General features: G+C 30.3%; 14 protein-coding genes and 1 other annotated feature. All 14 genes read left to right on the top strand.

Annotation, left to right across the window (positions count from 1 at the left end; genetic code table 11):
* Window positions 1-336 precede the first annotated feature (336 nt).
* The 14 genes from OW730_RS10890 (at window position 337) to OW730_RS10955 (ending at window position 16,713) form a co-directional block, all read left to right on the top strand.
* Window positions 337-3,399, top strand: coding sequence for a GNAT family N-acetyltransferase (locus OW730_RS10890; RefSeq protein WP_271229047.1), 3,063 nt, complete (start codon window positions 337-339; stop codon window positions 3,397-3,399).
* Window positions 3,400-3,644: 245 nt separating this feature from the next.
* A complete protein-coding gene (locus tag OW730_RS10895) occupies window positions 3,645-4,037 on the top strand; it encodes a GNAT family N-acetyltransferase (RefSeq protein WP_271229048.1) in 393 nt (130 codons plus the stop codon).
* A 33-nt stretch (window positions 4,038-4,070) separates the two neighbouring features.
* On the top strand, window positions 4,071-4,610 hold the full coding sequence (locus OW730_RS10900) for a GNAT family N-acetyltransferase (RefSeq protein WP_271229049.1): 540 nt from the start codon (window positions 4,071-4,073) through the stop codon (window positions 4,608-4,610).
* Between the two features lie 58 nt (window positions 4,611-4,668).
* On the top strand, window positions 4,669-5,736 hold the full coding sequence (locus OW730_RS10905; protein WP_271229050.1) for a serine hydrolase domain-containing protein: 1,068 nt from the start codon (window positions 4,669-4,671) through the stop codon (window positions 5,734-5,736).
* A 114-nt stretch (window positions 5,737-5,850) separates the two neighbouring features.
* Complete coding sequence (locus OW730_RS10910) at window positions 5,851-6,924, top strand: serine hydrolase domain-containing protein (protein WP_271229051.1); 1,074 nt, start codon at window positions 5,851-5,853, stop codon at window positions 6,922-6,924.
* 138 nt (window positions 6,925-7,062) lie between these two features.
* Window positions 7,063-7,644, top strand: coding sequence for a GNAT family N-acetyltransferase (locus OW730_RS10915; RefSeq protein ID WP_271229052.1), 582 nt, complete (start codon window positions 7,063-7,065; stop codon window positions 7,642-7,644).
* Window positions 7,645-8,145: an NUDIX hydrolase gene (locus OW730_RS10920; RefSeq protein WP_271229053.1), complete on the top strand. Its 501-nt coding sequence runs from the start codon at window positions 7,645-7,647 to the stop codon at window positions 8,143-8,145.
* 50 nt (window positions 8,146-8,195) lie between these two features.
* Window positions 8,196-9,245 (top strand): tyrosine-protein phosphatase, encoded by a 1,050-nt coding sequence (locus tag OW730_RS10925; RefSeq protein ID WP_271229054.1) that lies wholly within the window; start codon window positions 8,196-8,198, stop codon window positions 9,243-9,245.
* Between the two features lie 33 nt (window positions 9,246-9,278).
* The gene (locus tag OW730_RS10930) at window positions 9,279-10,496 is read left to right on the top strand and encodes a hypothetical protein (protein WP_271229055.1); all 1,218 of its coding nucleotides are present in this window, start codon (window positions 9,279-9,281) and stop codon (window positions 10,494-10,496) included.
* Window positions 10,483-11,340, top strand: coding sequence for an amidohydrolase family protein (locus OW730_RS10935; protein ID WP_271229056.1), 858 nt, complete (start codon window positions 10,483-10,485; stop codon window positions 11,338-11,340). The genes OW730_RS10930 and OW730_RS10935 overlap by 14 nt, the downstream gene beginning before the upstream one ends.
* A gap of 62 nt (window positions 11,341-11,402) precedes the next feature.
* Window positions 11,403-11,951, top strand: a complete 549-nt coding sequence (locus tag OW730_RS10940; RefSeq protein ID WP_271229057.1) for a GNAT family N-acetyltransferase — start codon at window positions 11,403-11,405, stop codon at window positions 11,949-11,951.
* A gap of 21 nt (window positions 11,952-11,972) precedes the next feature.
* Complete coding sequence (locus tag OW730_RS10945) at window positions 11,973-12,479, top strand: GNAT family N-acetyltransferase (protein ID WP_271229058.1); 507 nt, start codon at window positions 11,973-11,975, stop codon at window positions 12,477-12,479.
* A gap of 317 nt (window positions 12,480-12,796) precedes the next feature.
* Window positions 12,797-13,015, top strand: a binding site (T-box leader).
* A gap of 416 nt (window positions 13,016-13,431) precedes the next feature.
* A complete protein-coding gene (aspS, locus tag OW730_RS10950) occupies window positions 13,432-14,721 on the top strand; it encodes an aspartate--tRNA(Asn) ligase (protein ID WP_271229059.1) in 1,290 nt (429 codons plus the stop codon).
* A 300-nt stretch (window positions 14,722-15,021) separates the two neighbouring features.
* Window positions 15,022-16,713, top strand: coding sequence for a methyl-accepting chemotaxis protein (locus tag OW730_RS10955; protein ID WP_271229060.1), 1,692 nt, complete (start codon window positions 15,022-15,024; stop codon window positions 16,711-16,713).
* Window positions 16,714-16,721: the final 8 nt, after the last annotated feature.

Here is a 16,721-nt window from a genome sequence, read left to right on the forward strand (position 1 = left end):
TACAAGTAAATTAACAATATTAACAAATTTGAATAATTATTGGTCTGCTGTCTTGAGTTCAATGAATAACTAAACATTATTTGTAATAGTTTATAGTTAAAAGATTATAATGTTAATTGAGCCGCCAGCTGTGCGGCTTTTTTGAATTTAAAGGTTGCATATTATTATGTGACCTTTATTTATTTTGAAAGGAGTCTTATAAGATGAAAATGCTGAAAATTTCAAAAACTTCAATTTGTAGAATAAAAGATTCAAAGCTTCTTTTTTTCGTCTGAAATGTAGGGAAGAGTTTTATAAAATATGGTAGTTTTAAAAATGGGGAGGATGAAGAAATTTATGTTGCTTAATGAGAAGGAAATTAAAGTAGTAGAATATAAGGATATATACGCATCAGGTATAGCTGATATGTGGAATAAAAGTGGCGATAGTTGGGGTGGAGATACATCGGTTAAAACAGCGAAAGATATAATAAATGAAAGGAAGAATAGTACAGATCTTAATCTGTTTGTAGCTCTTAATGGTGAAGAGGTTGCAGGGACATGCAGTTTTGCAAGATATGCATTTGATAAGAATACAAGTTATATTCCACTTTTAAATGTAAGACCTGATTACCATGGAAAAAAGGTAGGGAAAAAACTAATTCTTAAAGTGGTTGAAGAAGCTATTAAGAGTGATTGGCCAAGACTAGATTTATTTACTTGGGCAGGTAACCTTAAGGCAGTTCCTCTGTATAAGAAGTCTGGTTTCTTCTGGGAAAAAAATGAACAATCAGTGCATTTAATGAACTTTCTTCCATATGTAATAAATAGTGAAGCTTTAAAGGATTATTTTGAAGTATTACATTGGTATGATGATAGAAAAATGGATATAGAAGTTAAACCAGATGGTATAGAGGAAGGGGAATTCCAATTCTTTGAATATCTATGGAAAAAAGAGAAAACACAGCTAAGAGTTCAGTTTGAACGAAAAGGAAGGGTACTTCGAGAAATTGAAACAGAGGATTATTCAATTAAGTGCTCTTTAAAGAAGCAGAAACTCATATTTGGAAAAGATTATGAGATTGAGTTTGAAATTGTAAATAAGAGTGGTAACGACCTAGAGATTTCAATTTCAGGTATGAATGATCGTGAGATTAAGAATTCAATTGATGAAACATTGAATGTTTATGATAGAGAAGTTATTAATGGGTCATTTCATGTTGGAGAATTAGAAGAGGTAGTAACTGAGTGGATAACGCATCCTTTAGTAAAAAATATTGTAACTATAAATGGTAAAGAAGTTGTTATGGGCCTTGGCGTAGAACCTGTATATCCAGTGAAAATGAGTACAGACACTAAAGATAAGCAATACTTCAAGAATACTGAACAGTTCACATATATTGATTTTGAGAATAGTTTTGAAGAGAAAATTCAAATGAAATTTTCGTTGCCTGAAAATGATTACGTTGAGTTCAAGTACAAAGAGATTGAAGTGGAACTAGAGAGTAAGGAAAAAAAATCAGTAAGAATACCTGTTAGGTTTATTAAAAGTGGATATATAGATGATGAGGTTGATGTAAATGTGTTAACTTCAAATGATGAGGTATGCTTTAAGAAGAAGCTTGAAATGGCTTTCAGAGGTAGAGTAGGTAAAATAGGTGGGGAAGATGAAAATAGTTACTTTGTATCTAATGGTAGATTCTTAGCTGGAATAAATAAGTTTAATAATTCATCTTTTGTTAAAGAATTTAAGAAAAATGTTTTAGCATCCAATGTTGCTTGTCCTTCTTTGGGAGAACCATATTCTGATGAATTTAGTAAGAAAAAGCCTAGTGAGGTTACCTACCATGTTGAGGAAACCGCTTCAGTTTTGAGGGCAAAATTTGAATCTGATGATTTTAAAGATGTAAAAATTACTAGAGTGATGAGATTAGAGGATGACGGTACTTTAGAAATATATCATGAGATTGAAAATGCAGCATCGGATATCAAGGATATATCAATGGTTAATGTAGTTGGGTTTAATACTAGTAATGGATATATGGCTTTTGATAATAAATTACTTGATATTAGAAACAACATTGATATTGGAATCTGGCTTTGGGATCATAAGAAGCTTACTGAAAACTGGATGTTTGCATCTGATTTCCAGGGAACAAGAGCTATGTGGTGGGACAAAGAATTTAAAATTACTATTGACAATTATAGGATTAAGCAAAAAGTAGAAGGATTACAGTTACAGAAAAACTGTGTTGTAAAAACACCTTCAGTATATATGGCTAGTAATACATTTGATAATTACGAAGAACTAAGAAAAGTGGCAATGGGATGTGATGATTTACCAGAACTTAGAGAAATTGAACCATTTGATGTTTCTATTAATGAAGGTAATGTTTTTAGTAACGGAACTAGTAAGCTTTTTGTTAATAATTATAAAAAAACGCAGTTACATGGAGATGTGGCAATTTCAATTGATGGAGAAAAAACTTTCTGTGAGAAAATTGATTTCCAAGGAGAAGATTCTAAGAAAATAGAATTTAAGAATTTAAATGTAGGAATTAATCATATTAAGATAGATGGTAACTTTAACAATGAGGTAATTGCTAAAGAAAAGCTAATCTTTAATAGTGGCGTAACTGAAATTACAAAAGAAATACAAGAAGAAGAAGGTTGTAAAGTATTCAAATTAAGTAATGGTGTAATTGAGATGAAAGCATCACCAGAATTCTCAGCTGGCTTATTCTCAATAAAATATAATGGAGAAGATTGGCTTGAGAGCAGTTACCCTAAGAAGAGACCAAAGAGTTGGTTTAATCCTTGGGGTGGCGGAGTGTGCATGATCCCTTCAGGAGTGTCATTGACAAGTTATCATGAACAAAAGGTTGAAGTGAAATTTGTTGAAGTTGCAGATGAATTTAATAATATATGGAGTGGAATAAGTAGTACAGTTATATTCCAGAAACATGAAAAATATAAAGGACTTGAAATTGAACACATGTATTTAACAAGGGCTGATATCCCTGTAATTAAGTGTGTTTATAGAGCAACTAATAATTCAAATAAGAATTTAAATACTAGCTTTGAAAGAGATTTATTCATTAAAGAAGAGGAAAAAATTACAGATTCTTTCTTTGAGTTTAAAGATAAGGTTGGAGATTTGAAAAAATATAAATGTGGTAAAACGGAAATTGATATTGAATTTAAAGGTGTAATTTCAGTTGGTTATAACACTAGAAAAGACAGAATGAATATGGTATCAAAAGGAGATGGATTATCATTTGCATATTCTGTAACTCAGGATGTAGGTATATTTGCAAACTTCTATAAAGAGATTCCACATGGAGAAGATAAGGAAGTGCTTCAGGAATGGATAATATTCCATGATAGAAGAATTGATGATAGAGAAATTGAAGACCTTTAAAAAGAAATAATATTGTGATCAAGGTGATTTTTTATAGAGTGAAAAATACAAGGAACAAAATGTAAAAATATAGTTGAGAGTTGAGAATGGAGAGTTGAGAACGTATGACATTTCTCTTCGAGAAATTTTAATTTATTGTTCGAGGACCATCGTTCTCAACGCTCAAATCACAACTCTCAGTTTCTTTTAAGAGGAAGGTAGAAAATAACTTTGAATATTTTTATGAATAAGTGAGGTCAAATAGAGTGAATAATTTAGAGATTAGAAAATATAAAAGTGAAGATTTTGATAAAATCCAAGAATTATATAGAGAAGAAGGTTGGATGACTTTTATTAATAGAGAAGAAGATGCTATAAAAGTATGGGAAAATTCTAATATTACTCTAGTAATTGAACGAAATGGAGAAATTATTGGATTTTTACGTGGAATTAGCGATGGAGCTATATCAACATATATAGCTGAGGTTATGATAAAGAAAGAGTTAAGGGGAAGAGGAATTGGAGGAATGCTTATTGAAGCATGCCACAAGGAGTTTCCAAGTGCAAGAATAGATTTAATCTCCTCTGAAGAAGCGCATGATTTCTATAGAAGAAATGAGTTTAGAGAGAGGGTTGGGTTTAGGAAAAGTTTTAAGTAAACAAATCATCCTCAAAGTTAGGGGGAATAAATAATGAAAATACGTTTTGAAGAATTCAAAGATGAAATTGATACTCTTGTGGAATTTTTAACATCAGATACTTGGGAATTTTACGGAACACCTAATCCAAATCCAGATAGGATTAGAGCTGCCTACAATAATAAATATTATACTGGGGAAGGGATTAAAACATTTTGGATTGTTTCTGATGATGATAAGAGGGTTGGGATGCTTAGGGTTTATGACTTAGATGATGGGGCTCCATTGTTTGATATAAGAATTTTAAGTTCTCATAAAGGTAGGGGTTTAGGAACAAGAGCTGTAAATTGGTTAGTTGACTACATATTCAACCAATATACTAATACTGATAGGATAGAAGGTAATACAAGACAGGATAATTATGCTATGAGATGTGTATTCCATAAGTGTGGTTTTGCTAAAGAAGCACATTATAGAAAAGGGTGGGTATGCAGAAATGGAGACGTATATGACTCTGTGGGTTATGGTATTACAAAGGAAGATTGGCAGAATGGAAAAACTACTCCTGTAAATTGGAATGACTTTAAGGTTTAGTTGAATAGATAATAAGTTGTTGAAGAAAAAATAAATTAAAAATAAAGGGGATATTGAAATGGGAAGAAAAGATAACATACAAAATATAATTAATGAATTTGTTAAGAATGAGGATTTTTCAGGGGCAATTCTTATTAAAGAAGGGGAAGAAATAATTTATAAAGAGGCTCATGGTTATGCTCATAGAGGATTAAAAGTTAAGAATAAGATTGATACTAAATTTGATTGTGCTTCAGTAACAAAGTTGTTTACTGCTGTTGCTATACTTCAACTGGTTGAGAAGGGAGTTATATCATTAGAGGATAAAGTACTTGATATTTTGGAGATTGAGAATTCTAAGTTGAATAAGAATATCAAGATATTCCATCTACTGACTCATTCATCAGGTATGGGAGATGATGCAGATGAAGAGGCAGGAGAAGATTACAGTGCATTATTTAAAGATAGACCTAATTATTCAATCAGAGAATTAGAAGATACTTTACCTCTCTTTATTCATAAAGAACAATATTTTGAGCCAGGAGAAGGGACAAGATATAACAATTGTGCATTCATTCTTCTTGGGATGGTTGTTGAAAAACTAACAGGTGAAAAATATAGAGATTATGTAACTGAGAATGTGTTTAAGAGAGCTGAAATGAACAATACAGGACTATTTAGTATGGACGGCATAGTGGAGAATGCTGCAGAAGGATATGAAGATATTCAGGATGAAGAAGAAAATATAATCGGATGGAAAAAGAATATTTACTCATATCCACCATGTGGAGCTCCAGATGGTGGTGCAGGTGCACTTACAACAGTGGAGGATATGGTGAAATTCTATGAAGCATTGTTGAATGGAGAATTATTAGGACAAGAGATGACTGATGCAATGGTAACACCAAAAATTCTAAAAGTTGAGTATACAAAGGTGAAATTCAAGTATGGTTTTGTATTTGAGTATATGATGGATATGAAAGATGAAAAAGTCTATTCTTTCTCAAAGGATGGGTGCAACTTTGGTGTTGTAGCAAATACCATCTATATTCCAGAATATGATACAAAAATCATGATTTTAGGAAACCAATACTCTAATGTATGGGGATTAGGTGAAGATATTATTTGTGAGTATTATGATCTTTAAAATATATGGAGGTTCTTAAATGGCTAGGAATGACACTATCTAAAAATATTTTATAAATGATATTAACATAGGAATTGTGTTTATTTAATATATTAATATTTTTGGAGGTATAACATGAAAAGAAGAGATAATATAAAGAACATTATAGAGAAGTTTGTTAAGGAAGAAGAGTTTTCAGGAGCCATCTTAATTAAAGAGGAGCAGGATATGCTCTACAGAGATGCTCATGGGCATGCTCATAGAGGTTTTAAGGTGAAGAATAAGATAGATACCAAGTTTGACTGTGGAGGAGTAACAAAATTATTTACAACAGTTGCAATTCTTCAACTTGTTGAGAGGGGATTGCTTTCTCTTGATGATAAGGTGATGAATATTCTAGATATTAAAGAATCAAAGATAAATAGGAATATTACTATTTTTCACTTACTAACACATTCATCTGGAATGGGAGATGATTATGAATGGGGATCAGGAAAAGAATATAGTGATTTATTTATCCATAGACCAAATTACTCAATTGAAAAATTAGAAGATGCTCTGCCATTATTTATTAATAAAGAGCAAGTATTTGAACCTGGTGAGGGTACAAACTATAACAACGGTGCATTTATTCTTCTTGGACTGGTTATTGAAAAAATAACAGGTGAGAAATATCAAGAATTTGTTAAGAATAATGTATTCTCAAAAGCTGATATGAGTAACACAGGATTTTTTAATATGAGTGACATTGTTGAGAATAGAGCAGAGTGCTATGAGGATATTATTGATGATAATAATAATCTGATTGGATTTAAGAAAAATATTTACTCATACCCTTCATGTGGACTATCTGATAGAGGTGCCCTTACAACTGTAGATGATATGTTGAAATTCTATGATGCATTATGGAGTGGAAAATTACTAGGTGAAGAAATGACAAAAGAAATGACTAATTATAAAGTTTTTTCAAATGAAAATAATGATATAAAGACTTATTATGGATTTGGTATTGATTATATGGTTAGTAAAGAAGAGGGTAAGGTATACATGGCTACAAAAACTGGATTTAATTATGGGGTTGTTGCTTGTACTGCTTTTATACCTGAATATGATGTTAAGATAATGATATTGGGTAATCAATATGCTAACATATACACATTAGCTTATAATATTCTAAGGGAATATTACCAACTTGGAGAAAGATGCTGAGGGTAGGTTTAATAAAATTCCAAGGTTTGGAATGAAAATAGTATAAAGATATTATAACCATAACTGAAACCACAAAGAAGTAATAATAAAGATTATTAACTGTTTCAGTTTATGGTTTTTCTTAATGGAGGGAGTAAATTGAGCATTGAAATAAATATGAGAGTTTTTGAGAAGTTTCCAGTAATAGAAGGGGAGAGTATAAAGTTAAATAGGATTACAAATGAGTACATAAAAGAATTATATTATATTTTAAGTGATCCAGATGTGGCTGAATTTGATTGGTTTGAACCAATAAATACATTAGAACAAGCTGAAAGATTTATTAAACATTACAATGATGAGTTTGAAAATAAAGAAGAAATTACATGGGGAATATTCAATAAAATAGATGGTAAGTTGGTGGGTATTTGTTGTCTAGGTGATTTTGAGGAGTCAAGTAGAAGATGTGAGATAGGATATGATATTAAAAAAAGTGAATGGAATAAGGGGTATGGAACTGAAGCAGTAGAATTGCTTATTGAGTTTGCTTTATGTGAAATGAATTTAAATAGAGTTGAAGCATTTATTACTCCAGGAAATGATGGTTCAGTGAGAGTTTTAGAAAAGTGTGGGTTTATTAGAGAAGGCTTAGTTCGTGAGAGAGACTTCATTAAAGGGGAGTTAGTTGATGGAATTATAATGGCAATCCTTAAGAGCGATTATAAGGTTGGAGGACATTAGATGGAACTTTGGGATATACTAGATGGAAATGGAAATAAAACAGGGAGGACTGTTCAACGGGGGAAACCTATGGCTCAAGATGAATACCATCTTGTTGTACATGTATGGATAAAAAATAGCAAGGGTGAATTTTTAATCACAAAACGATCTCCAAATAAACGACACCTGCCAAATATGTGGGAAACAACTGTTGGAGCAGCAATTGTTGGTGATGATAGTTTGAAAGCTGCATTACGAGAGGTAAATGAGGAAATTGGTGTTGAGTTATCTCCAGCAGATGGAAACTGTCTTTTTAGATTAAAAAGACAGCAACATGACTATCCTGATTTTGTAGATGTGTGGTTGTTTCATGATGAAGTAGATATAACAAAAGTTGTTTACCAACCAGAAGAAGTATGTGGAGCAATGTGGGCAGCTCCAAGTAAAATTCAATCTATGATAGAATTAGGTGAATTTGCTGATACATTTACATATCTTGAAGAGTTATTTAAGTTAGTATAGGTGTTAGAATTATTTATAAGTGAATAAAAGATGTTAAGGAGAATATTAGTATGGAATGTGTATACATAGAAAAAGATAAAGATCATTTTGAAAATCTAGAAATTAAAAGAGTTTATGATAACAAAATAAATATTAGCTGGAATTCAAAAAAAGAACTTAATCAAGTTAAGATTTATTGGAATAAAACACCTGAAATAAATGGATTTGAAGAATGTATCACAACAGTAGAAGGGAAAAATTCTGTTACTTTTGATGATCCAGATGTTAAAAGAAGAAATTATTTTATTTTAAAAGCTGATGGATATGTTTCGGAAATAGTTGCAGAAGTATTAGTACCTTTTAAGGGGACAAGTAATTTCCGTGATCTAGGAGGATATAAAACAAAAGATGGTAGAAAAGTTAAATGGAACATTTTTTATCGTTCTGATGAATTAGCTGGATTAACAGAAGAAGATATGGAATATCTAAAAAGTTTGGAAATAAAAACAATACTAGATTATCGTTCTAAAGGGGAAGTTAGTGTAAAGCCAGACCCAGTAATTGAAGGAATTGAGAATGTAAATATCTCTGGAATGAAATCTTTAGATAATAAGGATGGGAATTTTGATATGACTTCCTTAATGAAGAATAGTAAAAGTTTAAAAGAATTAGGAAAACCAGAGGAATTTTTAAAAAATGGATATCTAGAGATGATATTTGAAAATGAAGCATTTAAAAAGCTAATGGAGTATATTGAAAATACAGATAAAACACCAATAATTCAGCATTGTACAGCTGGTAAAGATAGGACAGGGATAGGAGCGGCACTAATATTACTTGCATTAGGAGTACCAGAAGAAACTGTAATCGAAGACTATTTATTGACTAATGTATATCGTTCGCAATTTAATGAAGCATTAATTGAATCATTTGGAAATTTGTTAAAGGATGAACACAGTAAGGAAATTTTTAAAGCATTCATGGAGGTAAGAAGAGAATATATAGAATATGCTTTCAATACAATTAAAGAAAGATATGGATCTATTGATGATTATTTAAATAAAGAGTATGGAATTAATGAAGAAAAGAGAACTAAATTAAAGAAAAATTATTTGTGGTAGTTATAAAACATAAACAAATGAGAGGTATGTAGTATGAAAAAACTAAACTTTTTTATCTTTGGTGAACCAGGACTATATGATGAATTTAATCCTAGATATATTCTAGAAAATAATAAGCTTCATGAAATAATTTATACTATTGCTGAGGGAACGGCATTTTTATTTGGAGTGGCAGAGTTAGAAAATCTTTTAGCTATAGATAAAAAAGGTTTGATAGATATGATTTCAAAGCTTAAAAGAATCGGTGCCATAAAGGTAAATGAACAAGGACGATTTGCTATTAACTTTACATTGTTTTTGGCTAAAGATATAGATAACATTCAAGAATATCTTAAATATGCTGGAAAGAGAATTGGAGATAGAATCTTAAGCTTAGGAAAAGAAATTAAAAACATTATTGAGGAAGAACAAATTACTCTTAATGAAGTATTAATGAAGAGAAAGTTGTATCATGTCATTTGTGATTATACATTTGATGGAGTAGCTTTAGATTATTTTAGTAAAAAAGGGCTTTTTAAAGTAAGTAAAGTGAATGAAGGGAATAGAGATTATATACTTTATGCCTATGAAGATGATTCAGTATTAAATAAATTTAGTAACAAACTTTTGTGTAGCAGCAATAATGTACAGATAGACGGATATAGATTTAATAGCTTTGGAGATTGTGATGGTAACAGAAATGACCTATTTAGATATCTTAGAAGAGTTGATAGAGAAATTAACAATATTCAAAATGCAGGTGAATTGAATAGCGCATATACAAAGTGGGTAAGTAAGAGAAATAATGAACTTGCCAAAGAGTTAGGAGATTATATTATCAACTTGGCAAAAGGGCTTATTCATGGAAATGAGAGCAAATATGAAGATTTATTTAACATTGGTAAGGCATTAGGGTATTTAGATTTACTTGAGAAAGGTAAAGTAAGCATAAATGTGCCAATATTTACTGAGAATCACGAAGAGGTATTTAATAAGGTTGGAGAATATATAAGTTCAGAGATATACGATGAATTAAAAGAGATTCTTAAAGAAATGAGCGAAAGACTTGAGAATATAACTGCTATTAGGCACGGTGTAGATATAAAAGAAATTGCCTTAGAATTATGGCATCTTATATTTGGTTCTATAAACGAATATTTAGTGGAAAAGGGATTTGTGGACAAACCTTATTATAGTGAATTTGAGGGAAGATATCTTCAGAGTATTTATATGTTAAAGAGTGAAGGAGGGAATCAGAATGAAAATAATTGATGCACACATGCACTTTTCTAATATAGAAAGTTTTAAAAGAACAGCTGAGGAATTATCATTTATTGATTATAGTTCAAAAGGGATTTTGAAGGAATATGATGAAAATGGTGTTGTTTATGGTATTGGAATGGGATTAACTGAAGGGGAAGAAGGCGGTTTCCCAGATGTGAATTCAATAAATCCAATGTGCTTAGACTTAGAAAAGAATCCTGATAATGTGTTAACGTGTATTGGAATTAATCCAGTAGTTTTAGATACAGAGAATGAAGAAATTAAGGAACAGGAACTTAAAAGAATTGAAGAAGCTTTAAAAGAAAAAAATGTAGTAGGTATAAAGATATATGCTGGATATTATCATTATCATGTTTGGGATGAAGTCTATACACCTGTTTATAAATTAGCAGAAAAATATAAGCTTCCTGTTGTGATTCATAGTGGAGATACATATTCAGAGAGAGGATTATTAAAATATTCTAAGCCTCTAGAGGTAGATGAATTAGCACTTAAATTTAGATGGGTAAATTTTATAATTGCTCATTTTGGAGATCCTTGGGTAATGGAGACGGCAGAGATTATTTCAAAGAATTCAAATGTGTATGCTGATATCTCAGGACTTATAGTTGGAAATGAAGCAAAGGTTCAAAAATTCATGAATGAGAAATTATTTATGGAGCATTTTAAAAGAGCATTTGTGTATGCAGATAACTATAAGAAGATCTTATTTGGAACAGACTGGCCGCTGGTTAGAGTTAAACCATATATTGAGTTTGTAAAGGAGTTAATTCCAGAAGAACACTGGGAAGATGTATTTTATAATAATGCAGCTAAGTTGTTTAACATTTAGGTATATTTGATAAATGTAAAAAATTAAAATACAACATATGTTTGATGAAAAGGGGGATTCTTATGTCATATATTTGGCAAGGAGAAAAAATAAAACTTAGAGCAGTTGAAATGAAAGATTTTGAGGGATATTTTAATAGTGAAGAAAAAGATTCTGAATCAGATAGAGCAAGTTTTAATATAATGCTTCCATTAACAGAAGAGAAAATAAAAAAGAGGGTAGAAAACCTTTCAAAAAGTTCTTTTGAAAGTGATGAATTTTTTTTCATTATGGAGGATATTGAAGGTAATGCTGTTGGAAATATTAACACTCACTCATGCAGCAAAAGGTATGGTACTTTTGAGTATGGACTTGGGGTTAGAAGACGATACAGGGGAAATGGTTATGCAAAAGAAGCTATAAAAATGATTTTAGGGTATTACTTTAACGAATTAAGATATCAGAAAGTAAATGTATATATATACGAATTTAATGACAAATCAATAGGATTACATGAAAAGTTAGGTTTTGTACTTGAAGGAAGATTGAGAAGAAATTATTATACAAATGGCAAATATTATGATGTACTATGCTATGGATTAACTAAGGAGGAGTTTTTGAAGGAGAAATAAAGTAAAAAGGGGAAAGTGATCATGGATATAGAAATTGTAAAGGTAGCTGAAGAGGAACGTGAAATATTAGCACGATTAATCGAATTATATGAATATGACTTTTCAGAGTATGAAAATAGTGATGTGAATTTTCTAGGGTTATATGGGTATACATATTTAGATTACTATTGGACTGAAAAGCGAAGGTTTCCATATTTTATAAAAGTTAATAATAAACTTGCCGGTTTTGTTATGGTGTGTGATTATTGTTATTTATCTAAAGATAAAGATACTCTTTTTATGAGTGAGTTCTTTATTATGAAGAAATATCGTAGAAGTGGAATAGGAAAATATGCAGCTAAGAAAGTATTTGAGATGCATCCAGGGAAATGGGAACTAACTGTTCATCCTAATAATCCAGTATCACATATGTTCTGGGAATCAGTAATAAAAGAAATGGTTGGGGATGAATTTAAGAAACATATTGATGTAGAAGATATTTATGATGATGAGTTTGGAATTGCATATACATTTAGAAATGATTTGTAGATTATGGCACTATCTTTTGAAATTAAGTAATATTTTTCATGTATGATTAAAAGTTAATGGGGGAATTAAAGTGGATAATATAGTACGATATTATGACGGATATAATGAAGATATAAGGCTAATAAAAGATAGAGCACATCAAATAGAATTTATTACAACAATTAAATATTTAGATGAATTTATTAACTAGGGTGTGGGTTACATGGACTTTATATAGGGAATAATTAAAAAAGTTAATAAAAATAATTCTAAAAATTTTGATAAAAAGTAGTTGACATGATATGGACATTACAATATAATGTAATAAATTAATAGTAATAATTGTTATGAAGGGAAGAGTAAAAGCTGCAACCTTACCAGAGAGTGGAGGATGGTGAGATCTCCATAAGAAGTATAGCTTTGAAAGACATCCTGGAACTTGTTATCTGAAACAGTAGTAGGATAATACGGTTAATCACCGTTATATGATCCAAGTGAACTATTTTATGAAATAGTTAATAAGAATGGTACCGTGGATAATATATCTCACTTCTTAACTGAAGTGAGATTTTTTATTTTAAGAAACAAAAGTTTCTTAAAAATAAAATTAATGGGAATGAATAGAACAGTTAATCAATAATCAAGGGTTTAGTATATTTTACAGATTAATCTTTGTATTATAATACAATATTTTATCTTAAGATAAAATGAGTAAAATTATTTTGTTCTAAAGAACTCTAAATTGTAGTTTCTGAGTATCAGAAACATCCATCATTCTCAATTCTCCATTCTCCATTTTCAATTTCTTTTCAAAAAGTAGTTAATTAGGGTGGTACCGCGATATAAGTGAACTTAAATCGTCTCTAAATTTTTAGAGGCGATTTTTTATTTTATAAAATGAGTAGTTGGCCACTATTCATAAAAAATTCCGGAATTTAAATCAAACATTAAAAAATTATGGAGAGTGATTTAAATGAATAGAACGTTAGTTAAGAACTTAAATAATAATATGGGAAAAGAAGTAAGAATACAAGGATGGCTTCATAGAGTGAGAAAACTTGGGAAAATTGCATTTTTGTTTCTAAGAGACAGAAGTGGAGTTGTACAATGTGTTGTAAATACAAAAGAAATTGACATTAAAGGGTTAAGAGTAGAGAGTGTAATAGAGATTAATGGAGAAGTTACAGAGAGTGGTGCAAAGAACGAAGAGGTTGAAGTTCAAGTTAGTGCTATGAGGGTATTAAATGAAGTTAATTATGAATTGCCTATGGAAATAAATAAAGAGAATATTGAAGCTTCATTAGATGTAATGATACACAATAGGGTATTGAGTTTTAGAAATAGAAAAGTAGCTGCAATATTTAAAATTCAAGAGTGTATTTCTAAGTCTTTTGCAGAGTTCCTTAGAGGTGAAGGCTTCAAGGAGATATTTACTCCAAAGATTGTAAAAGAAGGAACTGAAGGTGGGACAGAATTATTTGAAGTAAAATACTTCAACGAAAAAGCTTATCTTGCTCAGAGCCCTCAGTTTTATAAACAAATGATGGTATCATCAGGATATGAAAGGGTATTTGAAATTGGGCATGTATACAGGGCAGAGAGCCATGACACAAAGAGACATATTAATGAATATGTAAGTCTAGACCTTGAGATGGGTTTTATCCAAGATGAGTACGAAATAATGGAATTAGAAGAAAGATTAATAAGATTTATAATCCATAATATCTGTAATGAATGTAAGGAAGAAGTTCAACTTTTAGAGGCTAATATTCCAATAATTAATGAAGAAATTCCTAAAATGAAAATGAGTGAAGCTATTGAAATTTTAAAAACAGAGTATAATAAAACGAATCTTGAGAGAGATCTTGACCCAGAAGGAGAAAAACTCATAAGTGAATATGTTAAAGAGAAGTATGGAAGTGACTTCGTATTCTTAACTCATTATCCTCAGGAAAAAAGACCTATGTATACTATGCCTGCTCCAAATGGTGAAACAAAGAGTTTTGACCTTATATTCAGAGGGTTGGAGATAACAACTGGAGGACAGAGAATACATTCCTATGAAGTTTTAAAAGAGAAGATGATAGAGACGGGATTAAATCCAGAAAGTTTTGAAGGGTATTTAAGCGCATTTAAATATGGAATGCCTCCTCATGGCGGATTGGCAATAGGTCTTGAGAGAATAACAGCATCTTTCTTGGGTATTGAAAATGTGAGAGAAACTACTATGTTTACTAGAGACAAAAACAGATTAACACCATAATCATACGTCTAAAAAAGCTCAATCTCGGCGTAACTAAGGCACACTGTGCTGCTCGTTCGCCTTGTTCCTTGATCTTGAACTTTTTAGACAGTATGAAATTCTAAAGGAATTATTATATATAAAAAAAGAACAAAGAAAAGAGAACAAATAATGATAGCTTTCAGCTTAGCTGAAAGCTTTTCCTCTATAAAAAGATTAAATAAAATATAAAAATTTACATTTTTTTTATAAAAAAAAGTAAAAATACATCTTTTTTGTTGTATAATAAAGAAAGTATGTTTAATTTAGGGAGGTTATACAATGAAAGGGAAATTTATTAGGAGCTTTAAGTTCAGGCTTATTGCTATCTTTTTTGTTTTATTAGCTATACAAGCAGGGGTATTGACAAAACTTATAGCTACTAAGTTTATGGAAGCAGAACAAGAGGCTGTTAATATATATACAGATATTATTTATAATGGATTTGATGATCAAATAAAAGGTGAATGGAATATTAAAGAGGGGCGATTATTTAAAGGGAATTATGATATCGAAAGACATGAAGAACTTAATGAAAAATTAGATTCGTACTTAAAAGATGATATTATGGTTACATTATTTAGATATGATACTAGAGTAGCTACAAATATTAAGAATGATGGGAAAAGAATAATAGGAACAAAACTTTCACAAAAAGTTATAGATGTTGTAATAAAAGAGGGAAAAGAATTTAAGAATGTAGCTGATGTTGAAGGTCACAGTGTAGTAGCTAGATATGTACCCTTAAAAGATAATCAGGGCAACATAATAGGGATATGGTTTTCAGGGTATAAATTTGAAAATATTATAGACCGAATTGCTGGAGTGGAACTTGAACTTATATGGACTTTTATAGTTTTTGCTATAGCTATAATGGTAGTAATCTCTATTATCATAATATTATTAACTAAGAAGATAACAGTACTTTCTAAAGAAATTGAGAAAATTGGAGATGGAAACCTTACAGGTAAAATTGAAGAAAAGATGACTAGTGAATTTGATGGAATTGTTAAAGGAACATCAAATACAATAATATCTATGAGAAACATGATTGTAACAATAAAAGAATCATCTTTTAAAGTTGAAGAAACTACTAATGATTTAGCAAATATTTCGGAGGAGATGTCTGCAACATCAGAAAATATTACTGCATCGGTTGAAGAAATTACCTCTACAATTAACGAACAGAGTGATACTTTGATGACGGTATGTACAGAGTTTGATGATTTTGGAAATGATCTTAATAGTTTAGCTGATGAAGTAAAGAGAGTATATAATGATTTAGGAGATACTAAAGTTAAAGTTGATGAAGGAAAAAATGAGATGAATAGCATAGTAAATCTTATTAATCAACTTAAAGATGATTTTGGAAAGTTTGAGTATAAAATTGATAAACTTGGAGGCAATGTAAATAAGATTACAGAAATTATCACTGTTATAAATGGAATTTCTGAACAAACTAACTTATTATCATTAAATGCATCTATTGAGGCTGCTAAAGCAGGAGATTCGGGAAGAGGTTTTGCAGTTGTTGCTGAAGAAATTAGAAAATTAGCTGAGCAAAGCAAAGAATCAGCAGAAAAAATAAATGAATTAATAGTTAATATTACTGATGATTCAACAAATATGTTAAAAGAGTCAGCAAATATGGAAAATGGGTTAAATAACGGAGTAGAGAATATTATTAATTCAATAAAAGTTATGGAAAATGTTATAGATGATATTGAAAACATGGTACCTAATATAACTAATATAAATAGTGAAGTTAGTAATATAATAAGTAAAAAAGAAGTAGTAAGTGATAGAGTTCTTGGTGTATCTAGTTCTGCTCAAGAGGTGTCTTCGGCTACAGAAGAAATAGCAGCATCTATACAGGAAATGAATATGGGAAATGAAGAAATTGCAAATATGGCGATAGGATTAGAAGAATTGGCAAAAAATTTGATAAATCAAATGGATAAGTTTAAAGTATAAAACTATTA

The sequence above is a fragment of the Oceanirhabdus sp. W0125-5 genome (assembly GCF_027938815.1).
Taxonomy (GTDB): domain Bacteria; phylum Bacillota; class Clostridia; order Clostridiales; family Clostridiaceae; genus Oceanirhabdus.